This window comes from Amycolatopsis sp. GA6-003 (assembly GCF_046267895.1).
GTDB lineage: Bacteria > Actinomycetota > Actinomycetes > Mycobacteriales > Pseudonocardiaceae > Amycolatopsis.
Genome location: NZ_CP176499.1, coordinates 6,593,644 through 6,609,084, shown reverse-complemented (window position 1 = coordinate 6,609,084; position 15,441 = coordinate 6,593,644). Strand labels below are relative to the sequence as shown.

The following is a 15,441-nucleotide window of genomic DNA, read 5'->3' as shown; positions in this document are numbered from 1 at the left end:
GAGTAACATCACCCTGCCGCGTTGTGGCCCGCGCGGCGTCCATGCAGCAGAATGCCCATGGGTCAAGGCGGCGGCACGGCGGAGGGTGATGGAGATGGCGAAGTTCTTGGTGACCGGTGCGACCGGATTGATCGGGCGCCAGGTCACCCGGCAGCTGCTCACCCGGCCGGACGTGGAACGGGTCGCGCTCGTGGTGCGCGCGTCGTCGCGGGAGAAGCTGGCCGCGCTCGTCGACGGATGGCCGCATCCGGACCGCGTGACGCTCGTGACCGGCGACCTCGGCGAACCGCTGATGGGAGTGTCCGAAGCGGACCGGGAGGCGCTGCGCGGCGTCGACCACGTCATCCACCTCGCCGCGCTCTACGACCTCACCGCCGACGACGAAACCAGCGTCCGGGCCAATGTGGACGGCACGCGGAACGTCCTCGACCTCGCCGCGGACCTGAACGCCGGATGCCTGCACCACGTCTCGTCGGTCGCCGTCGCCGGCGACCACGAAGGACTGTTCACCGAGGACATGTTCGACGTGGGCCAGCGGCTGATCACGCCGTACCACCGGACCAAGTTCGAGGCCGAGAAGCTCGTCCGGGAACAGCACGAGGTGCCGTGGCGGGTGTACCGGCCCGCGGTCGTGGTCGGCGATTCGCAGACCGGCGAGATGGACAAGATCGACGGCCCGTACTACCTGTTCCCCGCGATCAGCAGGCTCGCCGGGCTGCCGGACCTCCCGTCCGCGGGCCCGGATCTGGGCGACACCAACGTGGTTCCGGTCGACTACGTCGCGAAAGCCCTGCTGGAGCTGGTGGTCAAGCCCGGTCTCGACGGCCGCGCCTTCCACCTCGTGAATCCCGAACCGCAGCCGGTGGTGTCGGTCTACAACGCGTTCGCCCGCGCCGCCGGGGCGCCGACGATCACCGTGCAGCTCGGCGAAAAGGTGTCGAAGGGAATCGTCGGGCTGGTCAAGCTGAGCGAGCACATTCCCGGGTTCACCATCGCCCGCGACGCGGTGCTGGAGCGGCTCGGCATTCCGCCGGTGCTGCTGGAAACGATGGCGTTCCCGTCGGTGTTCGCGTCCGCGGAAACGCGGAAAGCGCTGGCCGGCAGCGGGGTCGAGGTGCCGCGGCTCGAGGAATACGCCCCGACGCTGTGGCGCTACTGGCGCGAACACCTCGACCCGTTCCGCGCGCGCAAACACGGTCCGCGCGGCGAACTGGACGGCCGCCGGGTGATCATCACCGGCGCGTCGTCGGGCATCGGCCGGGCCACCGCGCTGAAGGTCGCCGCGGCGGGCGGAGTGCCGCTGCTGGTCGCGCGGCGGCAGCACGAACTGGAAGAGGTGCGCGACGAGATCATCGCCGCGGGCGGCACCGCGTCGGTGTACCCGGCGGACCTCACCGACGAGGATTCGGTGCACAAGGCGGTCGACGCGATGCTGTCCGAACACGGCCGGATCGACATGCTCGTGAACAACGCCGGCCGGTCGATCCGGCGGTCGATCAAGCTGTCGTACGACCGGATGCACGATTACGAGCGCGCGATGGCGATCAACTACTTCGGCGCGGTGCGGCTGATCCTCGCGGTCCTCCCGCACATGTCGGAGCGGAAATTCGGGCACATCGTGAACGTGTCCTCGATCGGCGTGCAGGGAATCGCGCCGCGGTTCTCCGCCTATGCCGCGTCGAAGGCCGCGCTGGACTACTTCTCCCGGATCGCGGCGACCGAAACGCACGGCGACGGGATCACCTTCACCACCATCCACATGCCGCTCGTGCGCACGCCGATGATCCGGCCGACGAAGATCTACGACGCCTTCCCGACGAAATCGCCGGAACAGGCGGCGGACATGGTGATGAAAGCGCTGATCCGGCGGCCGAAGCACATCGGCACCCCGGCGGGCCAGGCGATCGGGCTGACCTACACGCTCGCGCCGGGGCTGACCGACGCGATCGCGTACCAGGGTTTCCGGATTTTCCCGGACTCCGCGGCGGCGGGCGGCAGCGGGAAACTGAAGATCGGAAGGGGAGAAAAACACCTGTCCCGCGCGGCGATGGCGCTGGCCCGGTTGTCGCGCGGCTTCCACTGGTAGTGACGGCTTCGCGCGGCGGGTGAGGCCGTTCAGGCGAGATCGCGACGAAGAACCGACCCGGGGCGGTGATTCACCACTCCTGGCGGCACGCACGCCAGGTGCGCGGGTACGGTCGTGGGCATGGTTCCCGAGCGAGACAACGGCCTCCTCCCGCTGCGGCGCGAGTACACCGAAGCCTGGCGCGGCTTCGACCGTAACGAGGTGCGGCAGTACCTCGACCACCTCGAGGCCCAGCTGCACCGGCTGATCACCGACCGCGACGCGGCGGCCGCCCAGGTCGCCACGCTGTCGCGCGAACTCGAGACGGCGCGCGGCGAAGTGTCGAAGCTTCAGGCCCGGGTCGAGGAGCTGATGAAGCCGCCGGAGCGTCTTGAGGACCTGGACGAGCGGATGCAGCGCACCGTCACGCTCGCACAAGCGCGGGCCGAGGAGATCACCAAGCGCGCGCAGGTGGCGGCCGAGAAGCACTGGGCGTCGTCCACCGAGGCGTCGACGAAGCTGCGCGAGCGGTACCGCCGCCTGGTCGAGGAGCTGGACAAGCAGGCCGAAGCGCTGCACTCGGAGCACGAGGCCGCGCTGAAGGAAACCCGCGCCGAAGTGCAGCGGCTGACGGTCGAGGCGGCGCAGCGCCGGGAACTCCTCGACAACGAAGCCGAGCGCAAGCGCCGCAAGATCGAGCGCGACTTCGACGCGAAGATCACCGCCGAGCGCACCGCGCACGAAAAGATGATCGCCGACCAGCGCACGGCCAGCAAAAACCAGGCCGAACGCCGCATCGCGGAAGCCACCGCGGAGGCGGCCCGCCGCGTCGAGGAAGCGACGGCGGAGGCCAAGCGCCGCCTCGACGAAGCGACCACGCAGGCGGCCCAGCGCACCACCGCGGCGACGCGCAAGGTCGAGCGGCTCGCCGAGATCCGCGAACAGGCCCGCAAGAACCTGGCACTGGCGGACGAGGTCCTCAGCCGCAGCGAAGGACTGCTGACGGCGCTGCCGTCGGAATCAGTGCTGCCCGCAGCGTCGAAACTCGTGGGCGGCGACGACGCGGCAAAGCCGGACCCGTCGCCCGGACCGGTTGAGACGAAGGCCGCACCGTCGCCGAAGCCGAAGGCTGGGAACGGTTCGGCGGCCAAGACGGCTGGGAATGGCTCGACGGCGAACGGCGGGTCGGAAGGCCCGGCGGGGAACGGCACGAAGAACGGCAACGGCGCGACGGCGAACGGCGCGAAGTCCCAGCCGCAGACGGCTGGCAAGCCCAGCAACTGACCCTGGCTCGCAGGAGGCCCGCCGATCCCAACCTGGATCGGCGGGCCTGCTTCGTTCTGCGGCAAAGGCGACTGGGAATGGCTCCACGGCGAACGGAGCCAACTCCCAACCACAGACGGCGGGCAAGCCCAGCAACCCACGCGGCTCGCAGGAAGCCCGCCGACCCCACCCTGGATCGGCGGGCCGCTCGGTTCCGCGACCAAGACGACCGGGAACGGCTCCACGGCCAACGGTGCCAACACAGCTCGCAGGCAGTCCGCTCATCCCAACTCGGTTCGGCGGGCCCCTCCGTTCCGCGGCCAAGATGACTGGGAACCCTCGACGGCCAACGGTGCCAAGCCCCGGCCACAAAGGGCAGACGAGCCCAGCAACTCACCGGCTCACCGGACGCCCGCCAATCCCGACCCGGATCGGCGAGCCCGCTCAGCTCCGGCCAGCACGGCCGGGAACGGCTCTACGGCGAACGACGGGCCGGAAAGCTCGGCGGGGAAACGGCGCGAGGTCCTCGCTGCGGACGGCACGCAAGCCCAGCACCTAACCCGGCTCCACAGCCAGCCCACCGACCCCCACCTGGATCGGCGGGCCGCTCGGTTCCGCAACCGAGACGACTGGGAAAACCCACACCCAACGGTGCCAAGCCCCAGCCACAGACGGCAGGCAAGCCCAGCACCTAAACCCGCAGCTCGCAGGAAGCCCGCCGACCCCACCCTGGATCGGCGGGCCCGCTCGGCTCCGCGGCCAAGACGACCGGGAAGGCTCCACGGCGAACGGTGCCAACCACAGCTCCTGAAAGGCCCGCCAATCCCAACCCGGATCGGCACGGCCCGCTCCGTTCCGCGGCCAAGACGACTGGGAAAGCCCACGTCCAACGGTGCCAAGCCCAGCCACAAAGGGCAGACAAGCAGCAACTCACGCGGCTCGCAGCCAGCCCACCGTCCCCATCCGGATCGGCTGTGCGGCCGAGTCTGTGCAGGGTTCGACGACAAACGACGGGTCAGCGGAAAGGCCCACGGCCACCGGCGCGAAGTCCCCGCCGCCAGGCTGCGGACAAGCCCAGCACCTAGCCCCGCGCACGGCCAAGCCCGCGGCCAAGTCCCTGAAAGGCAGCGACCCTAAACCGTGCGCGGCCAGGGGTTCCTCGATTCCAGTTGTGCCGCCAACCCCAGCAGCAGCGGTTCTCCACCCGGTCGAGTCACCAGTTGCACGCACATCGCCAGGTCGTGGGCGGGGTGGCGGAACACCGGCACGGACAGCGCTGGGTATCCGGCCAGGTTCCACGGGCCGGTGAACGCGGCCACTCTCGCGGACGGGACCGCGTTCGTCAGCCAGGGTTTGCGGTGCCAGGGGCGGGCCTTCAGGGGCAGCGTGGCGAGCGTCGGGGTTACCAGCACGTCGTGCGAATTGAAGAACTGCGCTGCGATCGCCTGCCATTCGTCGCGGGCTCGGTCGGTGACCAGGCGCGAAGTCAGGCGGCCCAGGCGGACGTGGGTTCGGGTGCGGGGTTGCAGGCGCGACAGGTCGAACGACCCCGCCGCTTGCTCGGCCGGGCCGGCGAACCAGCGGGCGAGCAGGCCGGCCAGGGTGCGAAGGGGGTAGGCGGGGGTCGCGGAGATTACCGTGTGGCCAGCCGAGGCCAGGAGGTCCGCGGCTTGGTCGACGGCGGCGCGCAGCGGGCGCGGCAGCGGGGCTCGGGTGAAGGGGACCTGGGTGGAGGTCGCGATGCGCACCGGGTCCGGAGTCGTCGGCGTGGCCCATTCCGGGCGGTCGGCCAGTACGGACATCAGCAGGGCGGCGTCGGCGACCGTGGTGGTCAGCGGGCCGTGGGTGGAGAGGCCGAACCAGCCGGGGGCGTCTTCGCGGACTACGTCTCGGCCCGGTTTCAGGCCGACGATTCCGCACATCGCGGCGGGCAGGCGGATCGAGCCCAGGCCGTCGGTGCCGTGGGCGATGGGGACGAGGCCGGCCGCGACCGCGGCGGCGCTTCCGCCGGAGGAGCCGCCTGCGGTGAAGGTCGGGTTCCGGGGGTTGCGGGCGATTCCGGTGGGGTCGTCGCTGGTCGGGAAGATGCACAGCTCCGGCACGCGGGTCAGGCCGACGATCACCGCGCCTGCCGCGCGCAATCGGGTGGCGATCAGGCCGTCGGAATCGGCCACCGTGCGGGGTCCGGCTTCCGAGCCCCAGCCCTGGTATTCACCGTGGACCTCGGTGACATCTTTGACCGCGACGGGGACGCCAGCCAGCGGCAGCACAGCCAGGTCCGGGCGGGCCGCGACTTCGGCGGCTTCGGCTCGTGCCTCGGCGAAACGCACTCGGCGGAAGGCGCCGACGACGCCGTCCGCTGCTGCGATCCGGGCGAGTGCTTCCTCGGTCACCTGGACCGGGTCCAGCTCTCCTGCCCGCACTCCGCGAGCGATCTCTACCGCCGTCTGCGCCATGCTCAGCACATTAGATCGCCCCGGCGCGCAAGGCATACGCCACCGCGTGCGCCCGGTTGTTCAGCCCGCATCGGGTCATCAGGCCATAAAGGACATTCTTGACCGTCCGCTCCGAATAACAGAGCTTCGTCGCGATCTCCTCGGTGCCGTACCCCTCGGCGACCAGCCGCAGCACGTCGCATTCGCGCGACGCCAGGCCGGACAGCGTGAGGCCGTTCGGCTCCAGCACGTCGCGGCGCATCCGCTGCACCTGGGCGAGCAGCGCGCCCTGCAGCCGCGGCGGGAGCGTCGCCGTGCCGTCGCCGGCGGCCAGCACTGCCGAGACCAGTTCGCCGCCGCCGGTTTCGCGGCGCGGCAGGATCGCGACGACGCCGCATTCGACGGCCGTCATCAGGTCGCTCTCGCGGAAATGGTCGACCACGATCACCAGATGCGGGCCGGTCAGCTGCTCGGACTGCCTGCCGAGCTCCCGCACCTGCGACAGCACCCGGTCGGTCACGTGCTCCTCCATCACGAGGACCACGTCCGCCTGGCTCGCCGCCTCCTGGCCGAGCAGCACCAGCTCCGGGCGCGAACCGAGCAAGCTCGCGGCTCCGGCCCGGGTGATCGGGTCCGAGGCGAGCACCGCCACCTTCACGAGCTTCACGATTACCCCCTTCACATTGCCTGGACGCAGTGTGTCCGGCGAGACTTCACGTTTTCTGGCGCGCTCGTGAAGGCCAGTGAAGAGAACCGGGGTTTTCGCTGTTCAGCGGCCTCTTTTCGGGTCCTCGGCGGTGATCTCGCGGAAGGCTTGCGCCGCCCGGTCGAGGCATTCGGGCATCCGGTCGAGCGCGGTGGCCCACTCCCGTTTGGCCTCCCGGTACCGGGCTCGCGCGGCGGCGGGCCAGCCGGCCACCTCCGGCTCCACCGCGGACTCCAGTTCGGCGAGCACCGCGCCGAGGTCGCCGCTCGTGCGGCGGATCCGGGACAGCACCTCGGCGGCCTGCTCGAAGCCAGGATCGCCGTTCATCGAGGCTCGGCGCACCGCAGGTGCTCATTTGAGCGCTCAACGGTGCTGGACGCGGCCGTACCGCGCGCGACGTCCACGAGATCTGCCAGACTTGCCAGAATGCGATCGAACTGCTGCTCCCAATCGTTCATCGCCTGGCCGAACCGGACCGCCGCCTCGCCGCGCCACGACGCCTGCAGGGCCGCCATTTCGCTGTTCACCGTGCCGAAACAGGCGTTCGCGGCGTCGATCGCCGCCGCGAACCTCGCCCCCAGGTCCACGCCTCCTCCTCCCCGCCCGCGCGCCGAAGCCGCGAATCGAGCGCGCGGGATCCTTCTCGAGGCTGCCGCAGGGATTCCCGTCCGGAAACCGGAGCGCGCGGGCGATGCCCCTTTGTCACGGCAGGTGTGCCTGCCGAACCGTCCGGCCGGTTTGCCCGGCGTTCACCGGCAGTCCTCCCCCGCGCCCCTGTCAGGCGGACAATTCGCTGGACAAGACCGGCAAAAGCAACCTGGGGCGGTCCCGCCACGTCACCTTTTCGGCGTAAGCTCACCAGAGGCATCCGGCGTGTGACGATCCGTCAGCGCGTGAAGGGAGACCGATGTCGGCATCCGGCGGCGTCCCGGCGCCGGAAATCCAGCTGCTCGGACCGGTGCGAGCCTGGCTCGGCGACCGGCAGCTCGACCTCGGTTCCGCTCATCGGCGCACAGTCTTCGCGGTGCTCGCGTTCTCGGCGAACCGCACCGTCTCCCGCGAAGTGCTCATCGACGCAGTGTGGGGCGACGCGCCCCCGGCCAGCGCGCAAGGGAGCATCTACACCTACATCTCCGGGCTGCGCCGCGTCCTCGAACCGGACCGCCGCAAAGGGGCCGAATCGCGGCTGATCGCGTCCACCGGATCCGGCTATTCGCTGTGCGTCGAACCGGAGCAGATCGACGTCCACCGTTTCACCGCGCTGCGCGACCTCGGCAACCGGCTGCTCTCCGAGGGACGCCGGGCCGAGGCGCGGAGCGTGCTCGACGGGGCTCTCGCGGAGTGGGACGGCACGCCGTTGCAATGCCTGTCCGGGCATTACGCCGCCGCGCAGCGGGTGCGGCTGGAGGAACTCCGGCTGGCCACCGTCGAACGCCGGGCCGAGCTGGCGATGGACTCGGGCGAGTCCGCCGGGCTCGTCACGCAGCTCGGCGAACTCGCCGCGGAGCATCCGTTCCGGGAGCCGCTGCACGGTTTGCTCATGCGAGCACTCGACCAGGCGGGGCGGCACCACGAGGCTCTCACCGTCTACACCGAGCTGCGCGAGCGGCTGGTCGAGGCGTCCGGCACCGAGCCGGGGCCAGCGCTGCGGGAGCTTTACGAGAAACTGCTGGCCGCCGATCAGGCGGCCACGCCCGCGCCAGCCACGAAGGTCCCGCGCTTTCCGTTGCCGGTGCTGCCGCCGCGGCCGGCGACGTTCGTCGGGCGGGAAGCCGAGCTGCAGCTGCTGGGCGAGGCCGTCGCCGGTCTCGGCGGCGGCCTCGGCCGTTGCGTGTGGGTCAAGGGCGAACCGGGGATCGGCCGGACCGCGCTGCTGGCCGAAACCGTCGCGCTGGCCCACGAAGCCGGCTACCCCGCGCTGTTCGCCGCCGCCGACTCGCTCGACCAGGGCTTTGCCCTGCGCCCCCTGCTGGACGCGCTCGGCGTGCACCCGCGTGCCTCGGATCTGCGCCGCGCGGAACTGGCGGTGGCGCTCGCCGAGAACCCGGAGCTGGACCCGGTCCAGGGCATTCTCGGGCTGGTCCGGCAACTCTGCGCGGACGGTCCGCTCGCGCTCGTGGTCGACGATCTGCAGTGGGCCGACGACACCACGCTGCAGGTGTGGCAACACCTCGCCCGCGAAACCCGGCGGCTGCCGCTGCTGCTCGTCGGGGCGAGCCGTCCGCTCCCCCGTTCGGCCGCCCTGGAAGCGCTCGCCGCGGAACTGTCCTCCGGCGCCACTTCGCTGCTGCGCCTGGAACCGTTGCCGGAACACGACATTCGCAAGATCGCCGCCGACCTCACTGGCGCGCCGCCGAACCGGATGTTCTCGCTGCTGCTCGGCCACGCCGCCGGAAATCCTCGCTACGCCACGGAAATCGTCGAAACCTTGCTGGCCAATTCGATGATCCTGCTCGACGGCGCGCACGCGATCGTCGACGGTTCCTCGTGCCGCTCGATCCCGTCGCCGCTGGGCTCGCGAATCACGCTGTACCTGATCTTCCTTTCCAGCTCCGCCCGAGACTTGTTGCGCTGGGCGGCCTTGCTGGGCAAGGAATTCTCGCTCGCCGACATCGCGATCGCCACCGAACGCGCGCCGACCGCGCTCGTCGCCGCGGTCGAGGAGGCGCTCACCGCGGGAGTGCTGGTCGAGTCGGGAGACCTGCTCGCGTTCCGGCATCCGTTGCTGCGCCGCGTGTTGTACGAAAAGACGCCAGCCGCGATGCGCGTCGCGCTGCACCGGCAGCTGGCCGAGGCGCTCGACGGAGCGGGGGCGGGCGCGGAACGCGTCGCCGAGCAACTGGCCGCGGCACCCGCGCAGGTGGACCCGTGGGTGGCGAACTGGCTGGTCGAGCACATCGGCACGGTTGCCGCGCAGTCGCCGCGGATCGCGGTGGACCTGCTCAAGCAGGTGGTCAAGCAGGCGGTGCTGCCCGCCGAGGCCCGGGAACCGCTCACCGCCACGCTCGCCCGGCTGCTGTTCTGGCTCGGCCGGGAACCGGAGGCGGAGGCGCGGTCGGTCGTCGCGCGCACCAAAGACAGCAGGCAGGCCGCGGAAATGCGCTGGATCCTCGCCTACATCTATTACCGTCGCGGCGAATTCGCCGAAGCGGCCGCGGAAGTCCGCCGCACGCTGGCTGATCCGAAGGTGCCGGAGATGTGGCGGGGGCGGCACGAAACCCTGCGCGCGACCATCGAACGGTTCGCCGTCGACCATCAAGCGGCCGCACCGGATCTGTCCGAGCTTGGCGTGCTGGACGGTCTCGACAACGACGCCGACCTGAGCACCGCGCGAAGGCTGGCCGCGACCCGGGCGGTGCCCGGCGAAATGCACCTGGCCGGTGCGGTGCACTATTACTGGCGCGGCCGCTGGGGCGAGGCACTGTCCGAATTGGACACGGTGATCCGGGGCGGTGCGGAAACCGCGTCGTATGTGTTGCGCAGCCCGGGATCGGCGTTGCTGGTGCACGGCGTCGGCGCGCTGATCGCGAGTCATCGGGATGAACCGGACGAAGCTCGCGCGCATCTCGACGCCGCGGCCCGGCACCAGTTTCCGCACGGTCTCGAACCGAACGGCGGCGACTATCTGCTCGCCGCGCGCGCCCAGCTCGCCGAACTGGAAGGCGATCCGGACGCCGCGCTCGCCGCGCTGCTGCCGTTGCTGGAGCAGAACTACCCTCCCGCCGCACGCCAGCAGTGGCTGCCCGATCTCGCCCGGCTCGCCATGCAGCTCGGCGACCAGCCGCACGCGTTCCGGGCGCTGCGGTTGATGGGAGACACCAGCGGGTACGACACTCCGCCGTCGCACACCGCGGCGACCGCGCACTGCCGGGGCCTGGTCACCGCCGATCCGGACGCGATTCTCGCCGCCGCCACGCACTACGAGTCCGCCGGGCGGATGCTCAAGCACGCTCGGGCCAGCGAGGACGCCGCGATCCTGCTCGCCGAGTACCGCCGTCTCGACGAGGCGCGCACCGCCTTCCTCACCGCACTCACGAGCTACACCTCGGTGGGCGCGGCCTGGGACGTGCGGCGGGCCGAGACGCGGATGCAGCCGTACGGCATCCGGCGGGCCAGTCCGGTCCGCGCGCGTGCGGCGGGAGAGTGAACCGGGGTGGACTCGCGTCCATGATCGATCGGTAAACTCGGTCAACACGGCGAATGGAACGGCATGCCAGGGGATGTGCGGGTGACGGCGCTCGGCCCGCTGCGCGCCTGGCGCGGGACGACCGAAATCTCGCTCGGACCCGCGCGGCAGCGGGCGGTCTTCGCCATGCTGGCGATCGCCGCCGGACGGCCGGTGCCGCGCGCCGAGCTGATCGCGGGCGTCTGGGGCGATGCGCCGCCGGCCAGTGTCGAAGGCAGCGTGCACACCTACATCTCCGGGCTGCGCCGCGCGCTGGAACCGGAACGCACCCGGTGGTCCGCGTCGACCGTGCTCGGCTCCGGTCCGGCCGGCTACACGCTCGACCTCGCACCGGAAGCGCTGGACGCGGCGAGGTTCGAGCAGCACCGGGAAAACGGCAAACGCGAGGCCGAGGCCGGGGCGCACAACCGGGCGGTCGCCGAGTTCAGCGCGGCGCTCAAGCTGTGGCACGGCGAAGCGCTGTCCGGGGTGCCGGGCAACTTCGCCGAGCGGCATCGCGCGTACCTGGCCGAGCTGCGGCTGGACACGCTCGACCGGGCTGCCCGCAGCAAACTGGAAATGGGCGGCCACCAGGAAATCATCGCTGAGCTGACCGCGCTCACCGCCGAGTACCCGCTGCGAGAATCGCTGCGGGCCTCACTGATGCTCGCGCTCTACCGCAGCGGCCGGCATTCCGACGCGCTCGACGTGTTCCAAGACGCGCGCCAGACGATGCGCGCCGAGCTGGGTGTGGAGCCCGGGCCGGGACTGCGCGAACTGCACCAGCGCGTCCTCGCCGAGGACCCGGCGCTGGATCTGCGGCGGCCGGCGATGCCCGCACCGGTCGTGCGGGCGCCGCGGGAACCGTTGCTCGGCCGGGAAGCCGAGGTCGGCAAGCTGCACCGGCTGCTGGAGCAGGTGCGGGCGGGCCGCGGCCGGGCGGTGTGGATCGAGGGCGAGCCCGGGATCGGGAAGTCGGAGCTGCTGGCGCACGCGTTCGGCGACGCCGGCGGCCTGCAGGTCGCCTGGGTCGCCGCGGACGAGCTGAGCATGCGGTTCCCGCTGCAGGTGATGCACGAATGCCTGGCGATCGACCCGCATTCGCCGGATCCACGCCGGGCGCGCGTCGCGCTGAGCAGCGAGGAACCGGTGCGACGCGTGGGCGACCCGGTGCTGGACTCGGTGGACCGGCTGCTCGCGCTCGTTGACGAGTTGTGCGCCGAATCGCCGTTGCTGCTCGTGGTCGACGACCTGCAGTGGGCGGACGAGTCGAGTGTCCTGGTGTGGCACCGGTTGTCCGCGGCCGCCCGGCAGCTGCCGTTGCTGCTGGTCGCCGCGACGCGACCGGCCCCGGAGCGGCCGGAGCTGACCCAGCTGCGCCGCGGGGTCGAGACGCGCGACGGGGTCGTGCTCGACCTCGGACCGCTCGGCGAGGACGCCGTTTTCTCCCTGCTGCGGCGGCAGATCGGCGCGGAGTCCGGTCCTCGGTTGCGGGACCTGGTCGCGCGCGCCGACGGCAATCCGATGTACCTCAAGGAAATGCTGGACGCGCTGGTGCATTCGGGCGCGGTCGAGCATCGCGACGGACTCGCCGACGTCCCGGATCCGCAGCGGTTCGAGCCGCCGGAGTCGATCGTCGCGGCGGTCAACCGGCGGCTGGAGCTGCTGCCCGCGAAGACCCGGCACGTGCTGGGCTGGGGCGCGATCCTCGGCATGGAGTTCGAGGTGGGCGACATAGCGGCGGTGCTCGGGCAGCGTCCGTCGGACCTGCTCGGCCCGCTCGAAGAGGCCGTCGCGGACAACATCCTGCTCGACACCGGGACCCAGCTCGCGTTCCGGCTTCCGTTGCTGCGGCAGACGTTGTACCACCGTCTGCCGCCGGAAACCCGGGCCCGGCAGCACCGGCAGGCGGCCGAAGCGCTGGCCAAGATCGGCGCGCCGGTGAAGCGGGTCGCCGAGCAGCTCGTGGCCGTTCCGTCCACTGTGGACCCGTGGGTGCTGGACTGGCTCGTGGAGCACCAGAGCGCGGTGTCGAACCGGGCCCCGCTGATCGCGGTCGAGCTGCTGGAGCGCGCGCTCGCCGTGGTCGAGGATGCCGATCCGCGCCGCGAGCCGCTGCTGGTCGCGCTGGTGCGGGTGCTGTTCCGGCTCGAACGGAGCCCGGAAGACCTTGCGCTGCAAGCACTCGCGGTATCGCGAGATCCGGACAACGCCGCCGAGATGCGCCACGTCTTGTCCGCGATGCGGTTCCGCCGCGGCGACGTGCAGCTCGCGGTGGAGACGCTCGGGAATCCGGCGGAGGACCCCGGGGTTCCGGAGCTGTGGCGGGTTCGGGGCCGCCATCTGCTCGCGAACTTCCGGCGCGGCGGGCTCGACGACCTGGACGTCGCGGAGAAGAACGCCCATCGCGCGCGGGCCGAGGCGAACGGCGACGCCTACCTCACCGCGCACGCGCTGCAGACCTTGTGGCTGGTCGATTCCGTGCGGCGGCACCACGCCAGCGCGCTCAAGCATGTGGACGAGGCCATCGCGGCGGTCGGCGACGAGCACGAGCTGGCCGATCTGCACCTGGACCTGCTGGACAACCGCGTCTTCACGCTGCAGAACCTCGACCGGCTGGACGACGCGAACCGCACGCTGCAGGAGGCCGCCGAGGTGACGCGGCGGCACAGCATGCCCAGCGGACTGCAGGTTTCCGTCGCGGTGCACCGGTACTGGGAAGGCCGGTGGGACGAAGCGCTGGTGGAGCTGGACACGGTGACCGAGGACGGTCCGGCGATCACGTTCTTCGGCCTGCGGGAACCTGGCGCGGCGGCGCTGCTGCTGCACGGGGTCGCGGCGCTCATCGCGGCGCGGCGGGGCGAGCACGCGCAGGCGGCCGCGCTGCTGGACGCCGCGGAGGAGCACGCGCCCGCGACCAGTGCCGAGCGCGAGAGTTTCGACTTTTTGCTCGCCGCGCACGCGCTGGTCGCCTATCAGCAGGGTGATCTGCGGAAGGCGATCACCGTGTTCGAACCGATCCTGAATCCGACTTACGCGCAGATGATGTTGCGGCATCAATGGTTGCCGCAGTTCGCGCAAATCGCGTTGGCGGCGGGCGACCGGGCCGCGGCGGAACGGGCGCTGGCGGTGTGCGTCGAGGAGGCGGAGAAGGAACTCGAACCGGCGCGGGCGTTCGCGGCCGCGGAATGGTGCCGCGGGTTGCTGGGCGAGGATCCGGAGCCGGTTTTGCGGACGGTCGAGCATTTCCGTGCGGTGGGGCGGAAACCAGAGCTGGCCAGTGCGTTGGAGGACTCGGCGGTGCTGCTGGCCCGGGTCGGCCGGCTGGACGCCGCGCAGGCCGCGTTCGACGAGGCGGCTTCGCTGTACACGGAACTTTCGGCGGCGTGGAATCTGGAGCACGCGGAGACGCGGTTGCAGGCGGTCGGCGTGCAGCGGGGGTCTTCGGTGGCGTCGGCGCGGCCCGAGCACGGCTGGGAATCGCTGTCGACGCTGGAGGTTCGCATCGCCCGGCTCGTCGCGGCTGGCCGGTCCAATCCGGAGATCGCGACGGAGCTGCGGCTGCCTCGGCGGACGGTCCAGGCGCACGTCGTGCGGTTGCTCGGGAAGCTGGACGCGCCGTCGCGCAGCGAACTGGCGACGGCCGTGGCGCGCCGGACGGGTTGACGAAAGTCGGGGGTGGCCGGAGACGGTCGGCAGGCGCGGGAGGCCCGGCCGGAACGGCAGAGTTCCGGCATGCGCTTCCGAACTGTCCTCGCCGCCGCTCTCCTCGTCACCGCTTTGGGCGCCGCGCCCGCTTCGGCGGAAACCACTTTCGAACTGCCTACGCCAACTGGACCGCACGCGATCGGCGAACGCGACGTCCATCTCGTCGACCAGGCGCGGAACCGGGAACTGATGATCAGCGTCTGGTATCCCACCCGGCCCGGCTCCGGCCCGAAAGCGCGGTATTTGCCCGCCGCGGCCGCGCCGTACTTCGACCAAGGCGCGGCACCGGCGCTCGGGCTGCCGGCCGGCAAGGTCGACTGGGCGGCCGTCGAGACGCACGCCCGGGCGGACGCGCCGGTGCAGGGACGATGGCCGGTGGTCGTGTACTCGCCGGGCTGGGGGTCGCTGCGGGCGCTGGGCAGCGCGACGGCCGAGGATCTTGCCAGCCGTGGGTACATCGTGGTGACCCTCGACCACACCGGCGAGGCACCGTTCGTCGTGTTTCCGGACGGGCGGATGGTGTTTTCGCAGCACAGCAAGGATCTGGTGGCGGGGATGCGGACGCGGGTCGCGGACGTCCGGTTCGTCCTTGACCAGCTGCCTGGTATTCCTGGCCTCGGCAAGGCGATGGACCTGAGCCGGGTCGGGGTGCTCGGGCATTCGTTCGGCGGGGACACGGCGGCCGAAGTGTCCACCGTGGACTCCCGGGTGGACGCTGCGGCCGATCTGGACGGCTGGCTCGCTTACGACGTCGACGGCAAGCAGCTCACTCACGCTGGCGCGGACGGGGTGCCGCGACCGGTGCTGCTGATGGGGTCGTCCGGCAGCACCAGCGACGGTCAGGCGCGCAGCCATCGGACTTCACCGGCGTGGAAGTCGTTGTGGGAGCACACTTCGGCACCCAAGCAGGACCTCACGCTGGCGACCGCGATGCATTACAGCTACACCGACGTCCAGTGGTTCCTGCCGAAGCTGGCGCAGCGGGTCCCGGTGGATCCGAAGGTGCAGCAGACGCGGATCGGGACGATTGATCCGCGGACGAGCATCGTGGTGCAGCGGGCCGCGATCGCCGGGTTCTTCGGGCGGTACGTCTCGTGAG

Annotated in this window: 9 protein-coding genes; 5 read left to right on the top strand and 4 right to left on the bottom strand. The window is 71.2% G+C overall.

Annotation, left to right across the window (positions count from 1 at the left end):
* Positions 1–94: 94 nt before the first annotated feature.
* Complete coding sequence (locus F9C12_RS30000; protein ID WP_409185104.1) at positions 95–2,086, top strand: SDR family oxidoreductase; 1,992 nt, start codon at positions 95–97, stop codon at positions 2,084–2,086.
* Between the two features lie 120 nt (positions 2,087–2,206).
* Positions 2,207–3,349 carry a cell division protein DivIVA gene (locus tag F9C12_RS29995; RefSeq protein WP_409462600.1) on the top strand — a complete coding sequence of 381 codons (1,143 nt, stop codon included), beginning with the start codon at positions 2,207–2,209 and terminating at the stop codon, positions 3,347–3,349.
* Positions 3,350–4,461: 1,112 nt separating this feature from the next.
* On the opposite strand, the gene F9C12_RS29990 is transcribed toward F9C12_RS29995, so the two are convergent.
* From F9C12_RS29990 to F9C12_RS29975, 4 genes are all read right to left on the bottom strand, one after another.
* The gene (locus F9C12_RS29990; RefSeq protein ID WP_409462599.1) at positions 4,462–5,784 is read right to left on the bottom strand and encodes an amidase; all 1,323 of its coding nucleotides are present in this window, start codon (positions 5,782–5,784) and stop codon (positions 4,462–4,464) included.
* Positions 5,785–5,794: 10 nt separating this feature from the next.
* Complete coding sequence (locus tag F9C12_RS29985; RefSeq protein ID WP_409185101.1) at positions 5,795–6,430, bottom strand: LuxR family transcriptional regulator; 636 nt, start codon at positions 6,428–6,430, stop codon at positions 5,795–5,797.
* 102 nt (positions 6,431–6,532) lie between these two features.
* Entirely contained in the window at positions 6,533–6,796 is a 264-nt protein-coding gene (locus tag F9C12_RS29980) for a hypothetical protein (protein ID WP_409462598.1), read from the bottom strand.
* Positions 6,793–7,056 carry a WXG100 family type VII secretion target gene (locus F9C12_RS29975; protein ID WP_409185099.1) on the bottom strand — a complete coding sequence of 88 codons (264 nt, stop codon included), beginning with the start codon at positions 7,054–7,056 and terminating at the stop codon, positions 6,793–6,795. Before F9C12_RS29975 ends, F9C12_RS29980 begins: the two co-directional genes overlap by 4 nt.
* Positions 7,057–7,376: 320 nt before the next feature.
* Here F9C12_RS29975 and F9C12_RS29970 point away from each other — a divergent pair, with 320 nt between their 5' ends.
* The 3 genes from F9C12_RS29970 to F9C12_RS29960 all read left to right on the top strand — a co-directional run bounded on the left by F9C12_RS29970 (position 7,377) and on the right by F9C12_RS29960 (position 15,440).
* Complete coding sequence (locus F9C12_RS29970; protein ID WP_409462597.1) at positions 7,377–10,616, top strand: BTAD domain-containing putative transcriptional regulator; 3,240 nt, start codon at positions 7,377–7,379, stop codon at positions 10,614–10,616.
* A 63-nt stretch (positions 10,617–10,679) separates the two neighbouring features.
* Positions 10,680–14,300 (top strand): BTAD domain-containing putative transcriptional regulator, encoded by a 3,621-nt coding sequence (locus F9C12_RS29965; RefSeq protein ID WP_409462596.1) that lies wholly within the window; start codon positions 10,680–10,682, stop codon positions 14,298–14,300.
* A 69-nt stretch (positions 14,301–14,369) separates the two neighbouring features.
* Positions 14,370–15,440, top strand: coding sequence for an alpha/beta hydrolase family protein (locus tag F9C12_RS29960; protein WP_409462595.1), 1,071 nt, complete (start codon positions 14,370–14,372; stop codon positions 15,438–15,440).
* The last annotated feature ends 1 nt before the right edge of the window (position 15,441 follow it).

Excerpts from the sequence above, each read along its gene's own strand:
- F9C12_RS30000 (WP_409185104.1), top strand. The coding sequence starts at position 95 with ATGGCGAAGTTCTTGGTGACCGGTGCGACCGGATTGATCGGGCGCCAG.
- F9C12_RS29995 (WP_409462600.1), top strand. The coding sequence starts at position 2,207 with ATGGTTCCCGAGCGAGACAACGGCCTCCTCCCGCTGCGGCGCGAGTAC.
- F9C12_RS29990 (WP_409462599.1), bottom strand. The coding sequence starts at position 5,784 with ATGGCGCAGACGGCGGTAGAGATCGCTCGCGGAGTGCGGGCAGGAGAG.
- F9C12_RS29980 (WP_409462598.1), bottom strand. The coding sequence starts at position 6,796 with ATGAACGGCGATCCTGGCTTCGAGCAGGCCGCCGAGGTGCTGTCCCGG.
- F9C12_RS29970 (WP_409462597.1), top strand. The coding sequence starts at position 7,377 with ATGTCGGCATCCGGCGGCGTCCCGGCGCCGGAAATCCAGCTGCTCGGA.
- F9C12_RS29965 (WP_409462596.1), top strand. The coding sequence starts at position 10,680 with ATGCCAGGGGATGTGCGGGTGACGGCGCTCGGCCCGCTGCGCGCCTGG.
- F9C12_RS29960 (WP_409462595.1), top strand. The coding sequence starts at position 14,370 with ATGCGCTTCCGAACTGTCCTCGCCGCCGCTCTCCTCGTCACCGCTTTG.